A 17,594-nucleotide genomic window follows, 5' to 3' on the forward strand; every position below is an offset into this window, starting at 1 on the left:
TCACCGCGGCCCGTCTGGAACCCCGACGACTGTCAGTAGTTGGAAATCTGGTTTCGGTATTCAGCGTTGATCGTGGAACTCGCGTTCAGTATAGATGAAACACATGCTGAGTGTACCTCGCGGAGGTTTCTGGCAGATCGTCACTCCTCGCCGTCTCGGATGACCATCACCTTGACCCGATTTACGCCGTCAAAGTCGCGGAGTCGGTAGGTGAGGTTACGTACCTGCTCAGCTGGTCCCCGACAAAACAGTGATTCGAGGCACCACTCCCCTTGGTGCGTATGGCTTGTGTTGAGAATAACGTCTTGGTACCCGTGTTGGACTGCGTGGAGTTCCTGTATCACCTCGTGGTGACGATAATCGAACGCGATGAGTGCGACGATTTCCCCGCTTGTCGCTTCGAGGCGGGAGTGAGACTCGATATACTCCAGCATCGCTTCTCGGACCGCCCGCGACCTGTTTTCGAGATCCTGCTCTTGCCAGACTCGGTCGAACTCTTCGACGACTTCGTCTGGAATATTGAAACTCGTTCGCATAGGTACTGGTTCGTCGGGATTCTACAAGAGGTTCTCGTATGACGATGCACCCATTTCGGTATTAACAACCGTTATTCACGTCGGTAGCAGATTCTCAATCGGGATGTTACACGGCGACGCACTCGGTCTCTTCTTTGGAGCGGTCGCTCTCGGTGCTGTTCATGGCATCGAACCAGGTCACGGATGGCCCGTTGCCGCCTCGTACGCTCTTGACCAGACGAACAAGTGGATGTACGGGTTCGCGGCGAGCCTCATTATCGGCGTCGGCCACCTTATCAGCAGTATCGCGATGGTGGGAGTATTCTTCTACGCGAAGGACTACTTCAACCTCACGCAGGTAAACGAGCCAATGACGATACTTGGTGGTATCCAAATCGGCGGGCCAGTCGGTCTTGTTGCCGGTGTCCTGCTCGTCGTGCTTGGGATTCGTGAATACTCTCACGGACATTCTCACGGCAATCACGCTGATGATGGCCACTCCGACCATCACAGCCACGACCACCAACACGATCTGAACGAGCAGGGCCATTCGCATGACCCTGACCACGGCCATTCACACGAACACAACGATGGAATAATCAACCGTTTGATGGGCTTCGCTCCCTTCCTCGGTGGGCACACTCACTCACACGAGGATCCCAAAGAGACAACTGACCGTGGCCTCCTCGGGATCGCGTGGTTCGCGTTCGTTCTCGGTTTTGCCCACGAAGAAGAGTTCGAGATTATTGCGCTCTGTGCCGGGTCAAACCACTGTCTCGAACTGATAAGTGCGTACGCCCTCACCGTCATCGTGGGTATCGTCGGACTGACGATGCTGTTGATTGCAGGCTACCAGCACTCCGAGGAGAAAGTCAAGCAGTACACGCCGTACCTCCCAGCGTTTTCCGCAACCGTCCTCATCATCATGGGATTTGGTTTCATCGTCGGAGTATTCTGACTTGCCTGTTCAATTCGCACACGTAGTTGTTGAATAATTTATTTTGTTTCATGAGAATTGTTAAATGAAGGGGGTACGACACGATCTACTGTTATCGTACCAACTGCACCGATTTACACACCGATTACACAGCCCTCGTGCCATCGGGCGTGCAGGACTTGCAGTAGCTACTAGAGACAGTCCTCCCAGCTACCATCGCCCGTCACGGGCAGGGACCGCCTTTTTGGATAGACTGTGTGTCCGAATACCATGGCGAACAGGAGACCGCTCGTCGTCGAACTCGAGGACCGAGAAGCAACCGTCGGACAGCCGTTTCAGCTCCGCGTTCGAACCTCCTCGCACCGCCCGATCGACGGTGCGACGATCACGACGCTGACAGGATCGAAGCGGACGACAACGGATGCAAACGGCCGCTGTCAGCTGACGTTTCAGTCGCCCGGCTTCTGGAAACTGCTCGTGATCGCTCCCGCAACCGACTGCGAGGCATACCGGCCCGCAACTGAACTCGTGCGAGCAGTTACGTCGTCCGCAACGAGACAGCGTGCGCGACGAGCGCTCGTCTGTCGCGCGTAACTCGTGACTACGGCGTCTGTGGCGTCTTGGGGACCGTTGGCGTCTCCTCTTCGGACGAAGCGTCCGTAGACTCGGTCTGGCAATTCGGACAGCGATAGCCGCCGGAGACGTTCCCGTAGAGTCGCTCGCCACAACAGTGACACCGTCCGTCGGGATGAATCATCTATCCGGACGTTAGCCGCGACCGAAATAAACACTTCGCTTACCTGATCGAATACGTGACAGTCACGATTGCTTGCGGGGAACTACGAGTATACATAACTGTCAGCGCGACGGACGACTACGTATGGACGAGCACACGAACGATCCCTCCGTCGACCCGCCTCCGAACGCACCGACCGGCTGGATCGAACACGAAGATGGCGGTCGCTGGGAGCACGCGACACTTCGTCGGGCGACAGTTCACGGCGTCCGGCTGTTCAACGACGGCGCGTTTCACGAGAGCCACGACTGCTTCGAAGCCGAGTGGTACAACTACGGCCGCGGCACGGTCGAGAGTTCGTTCTGTCACGGCATGGTCCAGGTCGCTGCGGGCGTCTACAAACGTGTCGGGTTCGCCAATGATGATGGCTTGCGCTCGCTTTTCCGGACGGCACTCCAGTACATTCAGGGCGTCCCGCGAGACTTCTACGGCGTGGATCTGCTCGACGTACGAACTGTCCTGACGAATGCGATCGAAACCCCAGAACACGTCGACGAGTGGCAGATTCGTCTCGACAACGACTATCCCACCGCCGACCCAGCCGACTACGAGTTCGCCGCGACGCGTGCGGACTAAGCAGTCGCCCGGTGGCGAAGATCGAATTGCCTTTGGGATCGAAGCGGTAATAGATACCTAATGAGAGTTGCACAGCTCGGGTCAGGGACGCCGGAGATCGCGATTGTGGCCGGTGTTCACGGCGACGAACCCTGTGGTGTCCGGGCGATCGAGCGATTGCTTGACGAACAACCGACCGTCTCCCGGCCGGTCAAGCTAATCGTCGCGAACGAGAAGGCCCTGGAGCGACAGGTCCGTTTCGTTGACGAGGACCTCAACCGTGCGTTCCCCGGCGACCCCGACGCCGAGACACACGAGGGTCGGCTCGCGAACGAACTCGTTTCTGCACTCGGCGACTGTCTGACGTTCTCGATGCATTCGACGCAAAGCCACGCCGATCCGTTTGCCATCGTCAACGAGGTCAGCGAGACCGCGACGACGGTGTGTCCACAGCTTCCGGTCGTCGCGATGGTCGAAACGAGCGAGTTCGCCGAGGGACGGCTCTTCTCGACGGTCGAAACAATCGAGGTCGAGTGCGGACTCCAGGGCTCGGAGACGGCAGCCCAGAACGCGGATCGACTGACGCGCGCGTTCCTCACTGCCGTCGGTGCGCTGCCAGGTGATACCGTCCGACGCGATCTGCCGGTCTTCCGGCTCACCGACGTGATTCCAAAAGAGCGAGCGGAGAAGTACGAGGTCTTCGTCGAGAATTTCACCGAAGTTCCGGCCGGTGATCCGTTCGTTGCAGCGGACGGCGTCGAACAGATCGCTGAAGAAGCCTTCTACCCGGTTCTCATGTCGTCGAACGGCTACCGGAACGTCTTCGGATACTCCGCGGAAAAGATCGACGTGATCACGTCGTCCCCGACTGCAGAGTGAACGCGATCAGTTGGGTAGCGACTATCCCATATCGCTTCGGTGGGCCGATCTCGACACCCAAAACGCGCGGCCGAAACGCACCCGCTCGCTGGATAGCATTCATACGGACTGCTGTAAGTCATTTCCGACGCAACCGCGCCCGTCCTGCGGTTGCGCCGGTAAATCGTTACAGCAGACCGTATCAGTCCCTTACTGTGGCGATAGACCCGGGAGAACGACCGCAATTGCTGTGTGCTGCGTTCTCGCTTCGGGACAAAGCTATTAGTTGCTCTCCGTGGTAGCTCAGATGTGGTCTATGTTCACAAATAGCATAGACTACACTCGATCCCCGAACTGGGGTGTGATTTCCGTGCCAATCAAAGATATCGCTCGCCCGCGTACCGAACTCGTCTCGGCGGACCCGACAGCGTCCCTTCGAGAGATCTGTCAGCTCATGGATGACAGGCGAGTTGGCTGTGTCGTGATCGAATCGGATGAACGGCCAGCCGGAATTATTACTGACCGCGACATCGCGATGGAGTTCAGTGGCGGAGCAACGCTTGACGACCTAACAGCGGACGATATCATGCATCGTGACCCGTACACGATCTCGTCTGATGACGGCGTGTTCGACCTCTGTGCAACGATGGCCGAACACGGCGTCCGGCGCATGCCTGTCGTTGAAGGCGATGAACTCGCAGGCATCGTCACGTTCGATGATCTGGTCGTCCTCCTCGATGATGAACTGAGCAATCTCTCCGAAGTCGTCCGGACTGAATCACCGCCGTATGAGGAACCCTGAGAACTGGTTTCAGTACCCCTTTTTACGCACTCGAGCTGGGACTCAGAACGCCGATTATCGGTGCCGACGGCTAGCTGCAAATCAGTTTTACAAGTAGTTCCCTACGGGTATTTCGTGTGCTACTACGTAGCCCCAAACTGGCAGACCCGATCGCCGATCAAGGCGCAAGGTCTATCCCGCCTACCGACATAGACCAAGAAGACATGGACTTTCCACCGAACCAGGGCCTCGATCAGGAGGACGTGACCGAACAGGTCGAGACGGCCATCGACGACAACGAGGTCGTGCTCTTCATGAAGGGCACCGAACTCATGCCCCAGTGTGGCTACTCCCGCCGCGCGCTCGGACTCCTCTCCGAGCACCGTGACGAGTTCGAAACCGTCGACGTGCTCGAGTCGCTCGACGAGTTCCGCGTCGCACTCGAAGATCGAAGCGGCTGGGAAACGATTCCCCAGACGTACGTCGACGGCGAGTTCGTCGGTGGCTCCGACATTCTCGCTGAACTCGACGATCGTGGTGAACTGGCTGAAACGCTTAACGGCGAGTGAATCCCGCCCGCTGGGGTGGACATTCATCCAGACCTGTCGCGGACGGTTTCAATGGCAGGTCATATAAGCCCGGCACCCGTATTGAACATAACGCCTGTCGCTGCACACCTTCCCACTATGTCAACAGAGGAATCCAGACACGTTTATCGGCTGCATTCGACGCTCGAATTGCCCCTCGAAGACCTTCGTGACCACATCGCTGACGCGACGTATCCGGACGGGATCGACGACGTAGAGATCACACGCCGGAACAACACCCTCATTCTGAAGGCCGTCGCCGAAGACCAGTCGGTCAGCAAGTACACGCCGACGGCCCAGCTCAAGGCCAGCGTCACCGAAAACCGCGTCTACGAGGAAGACCCCGACGAGCGGCGCAACTCCTTCCGCTGGGACGAAGAGGAAGAAGAGGAAATCGAATCCGAACTCGTCGAGTTCGCCGCGTTCAAGGGCGACCGCGAGACCGTCCTCCAGAACTCGCTTCTGCAGTACGAGATGTTCCTCGTCCTCTGTGAGATCGCCTCGGCTGCCGAGAAAGGCACCCTCACGGCGATTTCGGAACACGACGGTGATCTCGAGGCGACGCGAATCGTCGACGGCGAGACCCGACCGGCGGATATCGAAGTCGTCGAAGGGCCTCGAGATCGTGGCTCCGGCGAGACGGGTGTTAATTGGCGCGATAACAAGTTTATCAGCGACTGACGGCGGTTCTAGCGGTGTTTTCTCCGAGTCGAGATGGACAGTCACTTGAGATCAATCGAACCCTCCCTGCCCGAGTTCAGTGAGGTCGTCACCAGCCAGTTTTCATCGCCCGATCAGCGGCCGTCGACGAGTCGATCGTACAGGGCCGGGTATTCCCGAAGTCTCGCGCGGCCGACGAGCGCACTGAGGTCGGATTGAACGCGTTCGTTCCAGGGTTCCCACGACCCGTCCTGCCAGGAATCACGATCCACGTCCGCGGTCCGGATATCGCCGATCGCCGGCTTGGCGAGGACGACCATAACGGGCGTCTGGGTCCCGCCGACGACCGTCCGATAGGTCGATCGCGCTCGGCGCTGTTCATCCAGTACGTGTCCGGAATCGAATCCGCCGTCGTCGGCATCGATCTCGAGTTCGTCGACGGCGTCGTCGTAGGCTCGCCAGTCCGCAAGCGCTCGCGTCGCCTCGAGAACCTGGAGTAGCAGGAAGTCGTCGTCGACCGTCTCCCACGGCGACGGGCCGTCCCAGTCACCCCATCGTGCGAGCCGATAGTGGGCGAACTCGTACGGGCCGTACGAGCCGGTATCGTCGTCCATGGACGACAGGACCTCGTCTCGGGTCGGTATCGACTCGAGGTCGGTTTGCAGTTCGTCGGCGATCCGCTGGAGGTGGTCGGCGTATCCGTCAGCTCCATCGACGGTCTCCCATAGCAGGTCGCGGTATCGTTCGGCGCTCTTGACGGCGATTTCGCCTCGCAGAAGACCGGACGTGATCGTCCCAATAGTCTCCGGATCGGTGTCTGTGCGATCCGGTTCGGCCTCGCTGTCAGTCGTGCCATCCTCGCGCTCGGTGGTATCGCTCTGGGAGGCTTCTTCCGCGCTCTCATCTGCTCCATCGCTTCCCGTGTCCGTTTTCGCACCCGCTTTCGCGGCATCGTCGTGGACCGTCTCGAGGGCATCCCAGTCGGCGAGTCGGTGGCCGCGCCGGAGTTCGCGTTCGATGTGGACGTACCACGCCAGATCGCGTTCGGGGTCGGCGACCGGATACGACTCGATATCGGCGACGACTGCATCAATCCGGTCGAACAGCGCGACGGCACGGTCCGCGAGGTCGTCGAGATCGGCGTCGCCGAGTTCCGCTCGCGCCTCACCGAGAGCCTGCCCGGCGAACTGCATCCCGTAGCTGGCGTCAAACAGTGCACCGGCGTAGTCGCCGTTTTCGAGCGCCTCCTCGGCGTTCGAACGCCAGCCGCCAGAGCCGGGACCGTGCGCGCGCTCGCGGTCGAGTTCCGCCCAGCGGTCCCGCGATTCGTCTTCGGTTTCGGCGAGGAGCGCGACCGCAGTGCGGGCGTGTGCTTCCGTTACCGTCGGCTGCCAGAGTGAACTCGCCGGCGGTGGCGTCGGGTAGGTCGTCGTCGCCCAGTCGGTTATCCGGTCCGGCAGCGCCGTCGGAAGGGTTGCACCGGTAGCACCGACGACGAGGACGCCGAGTTCGGCGCTGCCGGCGAGTCCGACGAGGAGCTGGCGTCGGCTGAGAGACGAGATGTTGGGGACCATATTTTCGTCAATGAATAGTATGTATATAAAACAACTCGTTCTCGGTCACAGCGAGGACGGCCGAGCAACCGTTCGAACGATGATCCAACGGCCGTTCACGCTCGACTGCGACAGTGACCGCTCTCCGTCGTGGGAGTCGGCGGTAGCCTTCAGTACGCCGTGTGAACCCGTCGAGTTCGCAGCCAATCACGTGCGGTAGTCACCGTTTTCCGTCCGTAACCGATCCGTATCAACGGTTCGAGCGTCGGTTCGAGTGCAGTCCGACGCGGACTGCGGAGCCGTCTCAATGGGCGTTCGATTGCACGACGGTCTTCCGTTTCGGTCGGTCAGGTTGACCGAACAGTCATCGTGCCGGTAGTAGTCGGTTCATTCGATAGTTCGCCTGCGGATAGCGTCGCGATACTCGTCGGGTGGTCACCCAACTTTCGATCACGTTCTCACCGCCCACTCATTCGAATCCAAGACTTTCAGGCGAATCGGGTGCTTCCGTTCGGTAGCGCGCTGATAACGATATGACTCGTCCCGGAAGTCGTGACTGCCATGATTCACGAGGTGATCCGACGTGCGCTGTCTCTTCTGTAATACCCCGCCAGCACACGTCACGCTGTACACCGAGATCGGCTCACGGCCCGGTGCGTCGGAGCACGAGGTCCTCGTGCAAAGCGATGAATCGGCAGTCGAGAACGTGACGCGGCGACACACCGGTGACGCCCGCACAGAGGTGACGGCGAACTAATGCACGTCTGTTCCATCGTCGGTGCCAGACCCCAGTTCATCAAGGCCGCGGTCGTCTCTCGAAAACTTCGCACCGTCGCCGACGAAACCCTGATCCACACCGGGCAACACTACGATGAGACACTCTCGGACGTCTTCTTCGACGAACTCGACATTCCCGAGCCCGAGTTCAACCTCGGTGTCGAGTCGGACACCCACGGGCGACAGACCGGAAAGATGGTGGCGGCGATCGAGCCCGTGATCGAAGAGACCGACCCGGATGCCATCCTGCTCTACGGCGATACGAACTCGACGCTCGCGGGCGCGATCGTCGGCTCGAAGCGGGAGGTCGCCGTCGCCCACATCGAGGCCGGACTCCGCAGCGACAATCGGTCGATGCCCGAAGAGATCAATCGGGTGCTAACGGACCACGCGTCAGACCTCTGTTTCGCGCCGAGCCGAGATGCGATCGAGAACCTCACGGCGGAGGGTATCACTGACGGCGTCTTCTGGACGGGCGACGTGATGTACGACGCCATCCTCGATGCGCGCGACCGATCGGTCGCACAGTCGACGATCCTCGACGATCTCGGGCTGGCCGAAAGCGAGTTCATCCTGGCGACCGTCCACCGGGCGAGCAATACGGACGACCGCGCGAATCTCGCGGCGATCCTCGACGGCCTCGCGGACGCACCGCTGCCGGTGGTCTTCCCGGCGCACCCACGGACGGTCGATCGACTCCGGGAGTATGGGCTCTGGGAGCGCACGACGAGTGAACTCGACGTGATCGAGCCGCAGGGGTATCTCGACTTCGTTCGGCTGCTCGATGCCGCAGAGCGGGTGGCGACGGATTCGGGCGGCGTCCAGAAGGAGGCGTTTTTCCTCGAGACGCGCTGTGTGACGCTGCGGGAGGAGACGGAGTGGGTCGAAACCGTCGACTGCGGCTGGAATCGGCTCGTCGGCCCCGACCGGTCGCGCATTCGGGAGGCCATGTCGGCGGACTGGCAGCCGGAGTCGACGCCGCGGCCGTACGGCGACGGGTTGGCCGGCCAGCGGATCATCAGCCTCTTACAGCAGCGCCTGGCCGACAGCGAACCGGACGACCGTCTCGAAGCGCCGCCGCTCGGCTGAGCCGCGGGTTGCAACCGGTACGGCCTTACTCTCGAATGTGGTCGGTATCGATCACAGATGGCGACAGAGGTTTCCGGTCCCCCAAAGGGTTTAATCCTGGTAATTATATGTAATTACACGCGATGACTGAGAACTTCCCCGATTACGTCGATGTCGATTACGACGACGGTACCGGCGAAGATCCGGCGGACTATCCGCACATCAATGACAAGATCGAAAAGGCGATCGAGGTCACTCGTCAGGGCTTAGAACAGTACGAGAATCCAGCTGTCATGTGGACCGGTGGCAAGGACTCGACGCTCGTCCTGTACTTCGTCACCCAGGTCGCAGAACGCTACGACCTCGACGTGCCGCCGGCGATTTTCATCGACCACTACCAACACTTCGACGCGATTCACGATTTCGTCGACCACTGGGCCGACGAGTGGGGTCTCGAGGTTATCTACGCGCGCAACGAGGACATTGGTCAGTACGTCGAGGAGAACGACTTGGAGCCCGGCGACGACATCCCTGTCAATGAACTCGACGAGCACAATCAGCACCACGTCGAGAACATCCTCGAGTACGAGGAGGACACCTTCCCGTTCCTGCTTGACACCTACGCGGGCAACCACCTGCTGAAGACGGTCGCGCTCAACGACGCCCTGGAGGAGCACGACATCGACGGCATCCTCTCGGGCGTCCGCTGGGACGAGCAGGAAGCTCGCGCCGACGAGACGTTCTTCTCCGAGCGTCACGACCCGGACATCTACCCACCCCACGACCGCGTCCAGCCCATCCTGCAGTTCGACGAGGCCGCCGTCTGGGAGGCCTTCTGGAATTTCGTCGTGCCCGACACCGTCGACGAGTTCCCGGACGACGGCTACGTCCCCGAAGGCAAGGACGACCTGCCGGACGATCTCGAGCCCGCTGACACCCCGGTCTCGCCGAAGTACTGGGAAGGATTCCGGTCGCTCGGCAGCGAGATCAGCACCGAGAAGACCGAGGACGAGCCCGCGTGGTTGCAGGACCTCGAGGGAACGACCGAGCGCGCTGGCCGCGCCCAGGACAAGGAGGACCTGATGGAGCGCCTGCGCGACCTCGGCTACATGTAAGACAAGTGATTGCCTAACGGCGGCGATCCGCCTGCCTATCGACACGCTCCGTTCTCACGCTTCACCCCTCACGCCGTCGCTTCACAGCCCTTTCTATCCACGCGCCTATTTCATCCGCCGCCACTTTCCCGGAGGTATATGGTGTCGGCCTCGGTACCCTCGGACACGTGACGATCTACCGAACTCGAGCCGCCCTTCGACATCAATTCAGAGACGTTCTCAACTTTTACTACCCGGACTGTCTCGACACACGGATCGGCGGCTACATCGCCCAACTCGACGAACGGGACGGCCACGTCTACGACGAGCGCACCCGACACCTCGTCGCCACGGCCCGCGGCGTCCACAACTTCAGCCTCGGCGTCCTGGCCGACGGTCCCCACTGGTGTCGCCACGCCGCCGAACACGGCCTGCGCTTTCTCTCGACGGCCCACTGGGACTCCGCTACCGAGGGGTACGACTGGCTGCTCGACGGCCGAACGCCGACCGACCGAACGCGATACTGCTACGGCCACGCGTTCGTTCTCCTCGCGAGCGCCCGCGCGCTCCAAGCCGGGATTCCCGGCGCACGCGCCGAACTCGAGCGCGCCTTCGCTGTGCTCGAAGAGCGCTTCTGGGAGCCGACTCACGAACTGTACGCCGACCAGGCCGCCCCGGACTGGACGCGAGTCGATCCCTATCGCGGGCAAAACGCGAATATGCACGCCTGCGAGGCCCTGCTCGCAGCCTACGAGGCGACCAACGAAGAGCGCTATCTGGACCGCGCATACACGGTTGCCGACCGGTTCACCCGACAACTCACGCGGACGCACGACCCCGACGAACTCCTCTGGGAACACTACACCGAATCCTGGGACCCGGACTGGTCGCACAACGCCGATAATCCGCGCCACCAGTTCCGTCCACCGGGCTTCCAGCCAGGCCACCACGCCGAATGGGCGAAACTCCTCGCGCTGCTTGCGGACCATCACTCGGCGGACTGGCTTCTGCCGCGCGCACGCGAACTGTTCGACGCCGCAGTTGAACTCGGCTGGGACGACGAGTTCAGCGGGCTCTATTACACGGTCGAGTCGGACGGGACGCCGATCGTCCCCGACAAGTACGGCTGGGCGCACGCGGAGGCGATCGGCGCGAGCGCGCTGTTGAGTCGGGAGGACGAGGCCTATCTGTCGTGGTACGACCGTCTCTGGGAGTACGCTGAGTCGCACCTGATCAATCCGCGGTACGGCAACTGGTACGAGCGGCTGGCACGCGACCACGAGCGGGAGGGGCCGAACCGCGGGACGGCGGTCGAGCCGGGCTACCATCCGTTGACGAACTGCTGGCTTGCGATGGATGCCATTGCGGACGACACGGGTGAGAAGTGAAGGCGGTGTCGACGGCGGACCGCCGGTGACTCAGTTCGTCGCGCGGTACTCGCCGTGTTTGACGCCGATCGCGAGCATGATCGCGCCGAACACGGCCATCGACGGTGTGACCATCATCAGGATCGTGTCCGTGCCCATACTAACCGGCATCATCACCATCGCGGCCGTTCCGATGGCGACGATCAGGACGAACGCGCCAATCGTCTTCGGCAGGTCGAGTGCCATACTCGCTCCTCGGGACCGAATCGGCCTAACGTTATCGAAACTGACTGTTCGTTCACTGGCAATCAAACGGATGCCGGTTCTCAGAATCGCGGGAACTCACTCGGAGGGTCGAACCAGGTTCGCCAGCGCCACGACGCTTCCGAAGAACCAGCCGAGCGGGAACGAAATGCCGACCCACATCGCCGCGTAGGCCGCCCCTTCGAGTTCGTAGTTCGACCGCAGGAACTCGTTGAGGCCGCCGACGTGGAGGACGTTATCGAGCGCCCAGGCGGCGAACTCGTAGCTGGGTTCGAGGATAGCGCCCTCGAGCGAGGGGGTGACGAGGGCGGCGACGACCGGCGGGAGGAACAGCGCGGTCATCGCGAACGGATAGGCGAGGAGCACGGAGACGAACCGTCCGCCCGCCTTCGAGAACCCGGCTGCAAGCGCCGTCGAGACGGTTGCGACGGCACTGGCAGCGGCGATCGCGACGGTCTCCTCCATCGGAAGCTGCAGGTGAGCAACGACGGTTAGCGTCCCCCAGACGAGGAGGGCGATACCGGTAACGCCAACGATGCCGAGTCGCGTCCGCGTCGAGTCGAGTTTCGCCGCGTAGTAGCGGGTTGCAAAGCCGAGAACGGTAAGCGGATACATGACGAGTAGCCCGATCGTGCCGAGCACGCTCCAGAGGTAGTAGGTGCTTTTCTGCGGAAGCGTTTCGGGTTGCCACTTTCCCATGACGGAGTGGCCGCGGCCGCGCTGTCGCGGGAAGACCAGTTCCATCCAGGCGCCGTGTAACTGGGTCAGGTCGGCCCTGATCGCGCCGACGATCCCCCCACCGCCGCCACGTTGCGTACGGGTTGACATACGTGAGCCAAAAAACTGACGTACCGTAAACTTTCCTCCTTTTCTGTGTTTCAGCCTTCTCTAGACGTATAGAAATGGACGGCGTCTCGATCCGACGGCCCGAAAGCGAGGTCCGCCTGTCAGTTCCAGGGACCGAACTCGGGATCGACCTGGCGACTCGTTTCGTCGATCGCGTCGATCGCATCGACGTCTTCCTGCTCGAGTTCAAGCGTCAGGGAGTCCCAGTTGTCCCGAATGTGTGCCTCGCCCGTCGCCTTCGGAATCGCGGTGACGCCCTTCTCGCGCAGCCAGGCGAGGCTAACCTGCGCTTCGCTGGCGTCGTGTTTGGCCGCGATATCCTGAATTGCTGGCTGCTCAAACACAGCACCCCGGGCCAGGGGCGAGTAGGCGACGACTTCGACGTCGTTTTGCTCGCAGGTTGCGCGGATCTCCTCCTGTGGCAGCAGCGGGTGGAGTTCGACCTGGTTTGCGAAGATCGGCGCGTCGCAGACGTCGACGGCCGTTTCGACCTGTTCGGGGAGGAAGTTGCTGACGCCGACGTTCTCGATCAGCCCCTCATCGTACAGTTCCGAGAAGGCCGACAGCGTCTCCTCGGCGTCGTACGTTCGGGACGGCCAGTGGATGTACAGCAGGTCCAGGTAGTCGACGCCGAGGCGGTCGATACTCGCGCGAGCGGTCTCGAGCACGTCGTCGTGGGAGAGGTTCGAGATCCAAATCTTGGTCGCGAGGAAGATGTCCTCGCGGTCGACGTTCGCGCGAGCGATACCCTCGCCGACCGCTTCCTCGTTGTCGTAGGCCTGTGCAGTGTCGATGTGGCGATAGCCCGTTTCGAGCGCCGTTCGAACGCTTTCGGTGCAGTCCTCCGGGTCGTCGTTCTGCCAGGTTCCGAGTCCGAGCATCGGCATGCCGTTTGCGGTCGGACACGTCTCTGGAGCGATCGTCTCAACGTTGTCGGCAACCATGTCCGAATCAAGGGGCGGGACGCGAAAATGGGTTTGGGTTACGGATGGACTGTGATCACCAGAGACACACTCACACCGGCGGAGAACCGCCAGACCGAGTCGGGTTAGTACTTCGGACTGGCTCCCGTAATATCGTATACCTGGTCCATCAACGCATCACGTTCTGCCTGCCAGGCATCGAAGTGACCGGGGCTATCGGGATAGCTGTCGTACACGTCCTTGAGCGAGCCGGCGGCGTCCTGGACCTTGTAGAGTTCATAAAGGGTACCCCAGTGGCCGAAGGTCTTCATGACCGTCTTGAGCTTGAGCCCGAAACTCATCTCGGCGGTCCCCTTCTTGCCGATCGCGTCGACGAGTTGTTGGCCCGGAATCGCGGTGACGACCGAGACGAGTTCACCGAGGTCGTGGGCGGTGCCGAAGATGTTGTAGAGGTCCATCGCGGCGAAGCGCTTGCCGAAGTCGGTCTGGACGCGTTGGTTGTACTCCCAGAGGGCGGCTTCGCTCACGTCGCCGTCAGCGATCGCGTCGACGGCGACCTGTGCGGCCCAGTGGGCGGCCTTTGCGGCACCGGGGATTCCGCCGCCGGTACAGGGGTTGACGTGCCCCGCGGCGTCGCCGACGGCCACGTAGCCGGGGTGGACCGCCGAGTCGTAGGGTCGCCGCGTCGGGAGCGCAGCGCCGAGTTTGTTCTTGACCGTGGCGTCTGCGAACTCGGCGCGATTGGCGATGTCGTTTTTGAGCACGTCGACGAGTTCCATCGGCTCCTCGGTCATCTGGAAGCCCAGGCCGGCGTTGATCTCGGTCGCCGAGCGCGGGAAGTACCAGAGATAACCCAGTTCCTCGGTGGGCTTGAACACGAGCGCGTCGTCCCACTCGACCGGTTCGGGAATCTCGAGCACTTCTCGGTAGGCCGAGCAGAACTGCGAGTAGTTCACGTTCGTATCGAACGTCGAGGCGGAGAGGTCGGCCTTGTCCTGCAGGACCGAGAGCGCGCCCGCGGCGTCGATGACGATCTCGGCCCCGTACTCGAGGGGGTCGCCGTCCCTGACTGCGGTGACGCCTCGCACCGTGCCGTTCGGTTGAATCACGTCGTTGACGACCGTATTGTAGTGGATGTCGACGCCGGCCCGAGCGGTTTCCTCCAAGAGGATCTGGCCGTACTTCCAGCGGTCGACGACGCCGCCCGTCTCGTTGAACGGGATCTCGATCGTCTCCTCGGTCTCGGGGTTCTCGAAGACGGCGCGTTCGATCCCCTGGTTCGTAAACGCCTCGTCCTTGAGCCGCTCGCGATCGAGGACGTCGGGGAACGAACTCTTTCCTTTGATCCCGTCGCCGCAGGCGATGTATCCCCCCTCCTCCTCGCTTTTCCGTTCGAGGAGGACGACGTCGAGCCCTTCTCGGGCGGCGGTCGTCGCAGCGAAGCAGCCGGCAGTCCCCCCGCCGACGACCACAATATCGTAGGCCTCCGTAGCCGAAGTCATCTCTGTTCCGGTCGAAGGGTATCAAGAATAAAAAATACGTGGGAAGTGTTTTGATGCCGTCAGAAGGACGGAATTCCCGATTTCGGTCCGAAATCGAGTATCCGATCTCTCGTTACTGGTACATTCGAAGCGGCTGCGCCTGCGTACTCTGTTCCTGGCCGGCGGCTTGCATCTGCTGTGCGAGTTGTTCGCGCTTCTCGCGAATCTCCTCGGCCCGCTCGACGAGTTCGCGAACGTCGACGGAGAGGTCGGCGAGTGGCGCGATGGCGTCATCGAGGAGGATGCTCGCGGCCTCGGGGTCGGGGAACTGCGGACTGCATTCGACGACGAGGCCGAGGCTGTCGTAGTCGGCCTGGGCGGCGTGGTTGATGAGCGCGCCGGTTGGGCCGGTAACTACGCCGTTTTCGGGAGGAACGTCGATTTCGCGCTCGTCGAGGAGGGTGGCCGCGTCGCCGGTCGCGATGCCGTAGAGGTCGGGTTGCCGGCCGTCGTCGCGTTCGGCCGGAAGGCCGCTGAGATAGAGCGGCGTCGCCCCGTGGTCGACGATCCAGTTCGTTATGCACTGAGCCACGTCACCGAGTGCTTCCGATCGAATCGGTGCATCGCTCTGGAGAGCGAGCAGGTTGTGTTCCTCGCTGATGTAGAGCCTGACAGGCGGGCGCGCAGTCCGGTCACCGCTTCGGTAGACGCCGACGCGGGGGAGTCCATCGCAGTGGACGCTCGCGTAGTAGCGCATATCGAGTTCGTCCACGAGGTGGTCAGTCGCGATCTTGCCGACGAGGCCGAGCCCGGGAAAGCCCTCGACGAAGGTGGGATTTTCGAGCGTGGCTTCGTCCCCCTGCAGGCTGATTCGTGCCATGGATTGGCAGACACGGTGGATCGCCATAAAAACGACGCCGACTTCTGACAAGCGAACGCGATGGGACGGCCTTCGAAACCCACAAACGCCGGGCGTTCGAACCGGGTGCTAATGGAGCCACTCGAGCGGTATCGACCGATTATCGACGACTTCGAGGCGTTTCTCGCCGCCTGCGAGCGACCGCTCGGCAACGCCGTGCGCGTGAACACGATCAAGACCTCGGTCGAACGCGCGACGACCGCCCTCGAGGAGGACGGCGTCGCCTACGATCAGGCCGACTGGAACCCGCGCGTGCTTCGCCTCGAGACGAACTCGCCGGGGTCGACGTGGACTTCGTTCCACGGCTTCACGCACGGTCAGGAGGAGGTTTCGGCGGTCCCACCGGTCGTCCTCGATCCCCGACCCGGCGACCGCGTCTGGGACTGCTGTGCGGCCCCGGGCGGGAAGGCGACCCAGCTCGCCGCGCTGATGGACGATCGCGGGACAGTTGTCGCAAACGACAGCAATCTCGGTCGCATCTCGGCGCTGCGGTTCAACGCCGAACGCCTCGGTGCGACCAGCCTCGCCGTGACGAACGACGACGCGCGCAACTATTCCCTGCAGCGGTTCCCGTTCGACGAGTTCGATCGCGCGCTCGTCGACGCACCCTGCTCTTGCGAGGGGACGATCCGGAAGAACCCCGACGCGCTCGACAACTGGTCGCCGGACCACATCAACTCCGTCGCAGGCATTCAGAAGGGTATCCTCCGCCGCGCGCTTCAGGCGACCTGCGAGGGCGGTACCGTCGTCTACTCGACGTGTACCTTCGCGCCCGAGGAGAACGAGGCCGTCGTCCAGCACGCCCTCGAGACGGAAGACTGCCGCGTCGTCGACTTCGATCTCGGTCTCGAGTACGCGCCCGGCCTCGCCGAATGGGACGGCGAGACGTTCGACGCCGCGCTCGAACGGGCCGCGCGGATCTACCCGCACCACAACGACACGGGCGGCTTTTTTGTGGCGAAACTGGAGGTGACCGCCTGATGGAAGACGACACAACCGACGAGAGGGCCGACGACGCGGAGCGAGAACTCGAGCAAAACGTCGGCCAGCGGTTCGGCCGTCTGCCCGAAACCGCCGCCGAGCGGACCGTCGAGGGCCGCGCCAGCCGCGAGGAGGTCCTCGAGTTCTTCGCGGACCGCTTTGCCATTCCGCCGGCAACCTTCGATGACGACACGTTCTGGGAGAAGGGTGCGGGCAAGATCTGGCTCTACAGTGGGGAGGCTTCGACGCCGGTCGAAATCGAGGCCATCGGTATGACCTGCCTGCGCACCCGCCAGGAGCACTGGAAGCCGACCACGGACTTCGTCCAACGCTTCGGCCACCACGCCAGCGAGTGCGTGATCGACTTGGATCGCGAGCAGGCCCGACGGTTCGCCGCGGGCGAGGATCAAGAACTCGCGTGGGACGGCGACTGGGGCTACCTGATCGCGGCCCACACCGTTGCAGGCGAGCGCGAACCGCTCGGCGTCGGCCTGTACGTCCACGGCGAACTGCGCTCGATGGTGCCGAAGGGACGCCAGCGCGACCTCTAGTCGTCGCCCGCCGGTAGATTGTCGCGTTTTCGGCGGTACCGCCCAATCGACCAGCCCGTGAAAAGACGGCTGTCTCGCCCC

At 62.1% G+C, this 17,594-nt stretch carries 21 protein-coding genes; 13 read left to right on the plus strand and 8 right to left on the minus strand.

Going from position 1 to position 17,594, the window contains the following annotated elements; all coding sequences use genetic code 11:
• Positions 1-140 precede the first annotated feature (140 nt).
• Positions 141-536: a CopG family ribbon-helix-helix protein gene (locus C484_RS02530; RefSeq protein ID WP_006824408.1), complete on the minus strand. Its 396-nt coding sequence runs from the start codon at positions 534-536 to the stop codon at positions 141-143.
• 103 nt (positions 537-639) lie between these two features.
• On the opposite strand from C484_RS02530, the gene C484_RS02535 reads away from it, so the two are divergent.
• Together C484_RS02535 and C484_RS02540 are read left to right on the plus strand one after the other, a co-directional pair.
• Complete coding sequence (locus C484_RS02535; RefSeq protein WP_049914985.1) at positions 640-1,473, plus strand: hypothetical protein; 834 nt, start codon at positions 640-642, stop codon at positions 1,471-1,473.
• A 249-nt stretch (positions 1,474-1,722) separates the two neighbouring features.
• Positions 1,723-2,046: a carboxypeptidase regulatory-like domain-containing protein gene (locus tag C484_RS02540; RefSeq protein ID WP_006824411.1), complete on the plus strand. Its 324-nt coding sequence runs from the start codon at positions 1,723-1,725 to the stop codon at positions 2,044-2,046.
• Positions 2,047-2,053: 7 nt separating this feature from the next.
• Here the strand turns inward: C484_RS02540 and C484_RS23530 are convergent, their stop codons facing one another.
• Complete coding sequence (locus C484_RS23530; protein WP_162832071.1) at positions 2,054-2,209, minus strand: hypothetical protein; 156 nt, start codon at positions 2,207-2,209, stop codon at positions 2,054-2,056.
• Between the two features lie 123 nt (positions 2,210-2,332).
• Between C484_RS23530 and C484_RS02545 the strand changes: the two genes are divergently transcribed.
• From C484_RS02545 to C484_RS02565, 5 genes are all read left to right on the plus strand, one after another.
• Positions 2,333-2,824, plus strand: coding sequence for a DUF309 domain-containing protein (locus C484_RS02545; protein WP_006824412.1), 492 nt, complete (start codon positions 2,333-2,335; stop codon positions 2,822-2,824).
• A gap of 60 nt (positions 2,825-2,884) precedes the next feature.
• Positions 2,885-3,682 carry a succinylglutamate desuccinylase/aspartoacylase domain-containing protein gene (locus tag C484_RS02550; RefSeq protein ID WP_006824413.1) on the plus strand — a complete coding sequence of 266 codons (798 nt, stop codon included), beginning with the start codon at positions 2,885-2,887 and terminating at the stop codon, positions 3,680-3,682.
• A gap of 349 nt (positions 3,683-4,031) precedes the next feature.
• A complete protein-coding gene (locus C484_RS02555) occupies positions 4,032-4,463 on the plus strand; it encodes a CBS domain-containing protein (RefSeq protein WP_049915003.1) in 432 nt (143 codons plus the stop codon).
• A 203-nt stretch (positions 4,464-4,666) separates the two neighbouring features.
• On the plus strand, positions 4,667-5,011 hold the full coding sequence (locus tag C484_RS02560; protein WP_006824415.1) for a glutaredoxin family protein: 345 nt from the start codon (positions 4,667-4,669) through the stop codon (positions 5,009-5,011).
• 117 nt (positions 5,012-5,128) lie between these two features.
• The gene (locus tag C484_RS02565) at positions 5,129-5,710 is read left to right on the plus strand and encodes a DUF7110 family protein (protein WP_006824416.1); all 582 of its coding nucleotides are present in this window, start codon (positions 5,129-5,131) and stop codon (positions 5,708-5,710) included.
• Between the two features lie 113 nt (positions 5,711-5,823).
• Here the strand turns inward: C484_RS02565 and C484_RS02570 are convergent, their stop codons facing one another.
• Positions 5,824-7,263 (minus strand): hypothetical protein, encoded by a 1,440-nt coding sequence (locus tag C484_RS02570; protein WP_006824417.1) that lies wholly within the window; start codon positions 7,261-7,263, stop codon positions 5,824-5,826.
• Between the two features lie 562 nt (positions 7,264-7,825).
• Between C484_RS02570 and C484_RS23335 the strand changes: the two genes are divergently transcribed.
• The 4 genes from C484_RS23335 (at position 7,826) to C484_RS02590 (ending at position 11,569) form a co-directional block, all read left to right on the plus strand.
• Positions 7,826-7,999, plus strand: a complete 174-nt coding sequence (locus C484_RS23335; protein ID WP_160164216.1) for a hypothetical protein — start codon at positions 7,826-7,828, stop codon at positions 7,997-7,999.
• Positions 7,999-9,108: a non-hydrolyzing UDP-N-acetylglucosamine 2-epimerase gene (gene wecB / locus C484_RS02580; protein ID WP_006824418.1), complete on the plus strand. Its 1,110-nt coding sequence runs from the start codon at positions 7,999-8,001 to the stop codon at positions 9,106-9,108. Before C484_RS23335 ends, wecB begins: the two co-directional genes overlap by 1 nt.
• A gap of 122 nt (positions 9,109-9,230) precedes the next feature.
• Positions 9,231-10,202 carry a phosphoadenosine phosphosulfate reductase family protein gene (locus C484_RS02585; protein WP_006824419.1) on the plus strand — a complete coding sequence of 324 codons (972 nt, stop codon included), beginning with the start codon at positions 9,231-9,233 and terminating at the stop codon, positions 10,200-10,202.
• Positions 10,203-10,369: 167 nt separating this feature from the next.
• Entirely contained in the window at positions 10,370-11,569 is a 1,200-nt protein-coding gene (locus C484_RS02590) for an AGE family epimerase/isomerase (protein WP_006824420.1), read from the plus strand.
• Positions 11,570-11,599: 30 nt separating this feature from the next.
• Here the strand turns inward: C484_RS02590 and C484_RS02595 are convergent, their stop codons facing one another.
• The 5 genes from C484_RS02595 to C484_RS02615 form a co-directional block, all read right to left on the minus strand.
• A complete protein-coding gene (locus tag C484_RS02595) occupies positions 11,600-11,794 on the minus strand; it encodes a DUF7333 family protein (protein ID WP_006666447.1) in 195 nt (64 codons plus the stop codon).
• A gap of 96 nt (positions 11,795-11,890) precedes the next feature.
• Entirely contained in the window at positions 11,891-12,640 is a 750-nt protein-coding gene (locus tag C484_RS02600; protein ID WP_006824421.1) for a hypothetical protein, read from the minus strand.
• A gap of 119 nt (positions 12,641-12,759) precedes the next feature.
• Complete coding sequence (locus tag C484_RS02605; RefSeq protein WP_006824422.1) at positions 12,760-13,602, minus strand: aldo/keto reductase; 843 nt, start codon at positions 13,600-13,602, stop codon at positions 12,760-12,762.
• 104 nt (positions 13,603-13,706) lie between these two features.
• A complete protein-coding gene (locus C484_RS02610; RefSeq protein ID WP_006824423.1) occupies positions 13,707-15,083 on the minus strand; it encodes a geranylgeranyl reductase family protein in 1,377 nt (458 codons plus the stop codon).
• Positions 15,084-15,195: 112 nt separating this feature from the next.
• Positions 15,196-15,942 carry a proteasome assembly chaperone family protein gene (locus C484_RS02615; RefSeq protein WP_006824424.1) on the minus strand — a complete coding sequence of 249 codons (747 nt, stop codon included), beginning with the start codon at positions 15,940-15,942 and terminating at the stop codon, positions 15,196-15,198.
• Positions 15,943-16,053: 111 nt separating this feature from the next.
• Between C484_RS02615 and C484_RS02620 the strand changes: the two genes are divergently transcribed.
• Both C484_RS02620 and C484_RS02625 read left to right on the plus strand, forming a co-directional pair.
• Positions 16,054-16,962, plus strand: a complete 909-nt coding sequence (locus C484_RS02620; protein ID WP_006824425.1) for an RsmB/NOP family class I SAM-dependent RNA methyltransferase — start codon at positions 16,054-16,056, stop codon at positions 16,960-16,962.
• On the plus strand, positions 16,962-17,513 hold the full coding sequence (locus tag C484_RS02625; protein WP_006824426.1) for a DUF7122 family protein: 552 nt from the start codon (positions 16,962-16,964) through the stop codon (positions 17,511-17,513). The genes C484_RS02620 and C484_RS02625 overlap by 1 nt, the downstream gene beginning before the upstream one ends.
• The last annotated feature ends 81 nt before the right edge of the window (positions 17,514-17,594 follow it).

Origin of the sequence: Natrialba taiwanensis DSM 12281 (assembly GCF_000337595.1) — an archaeon.
Taxonomy (GTDB): Archaea; Halobacteriota; Halobacteria; order Halobacteriales; family Natrialbaceae; genus Natrialba; species Natrialba taiwanensis.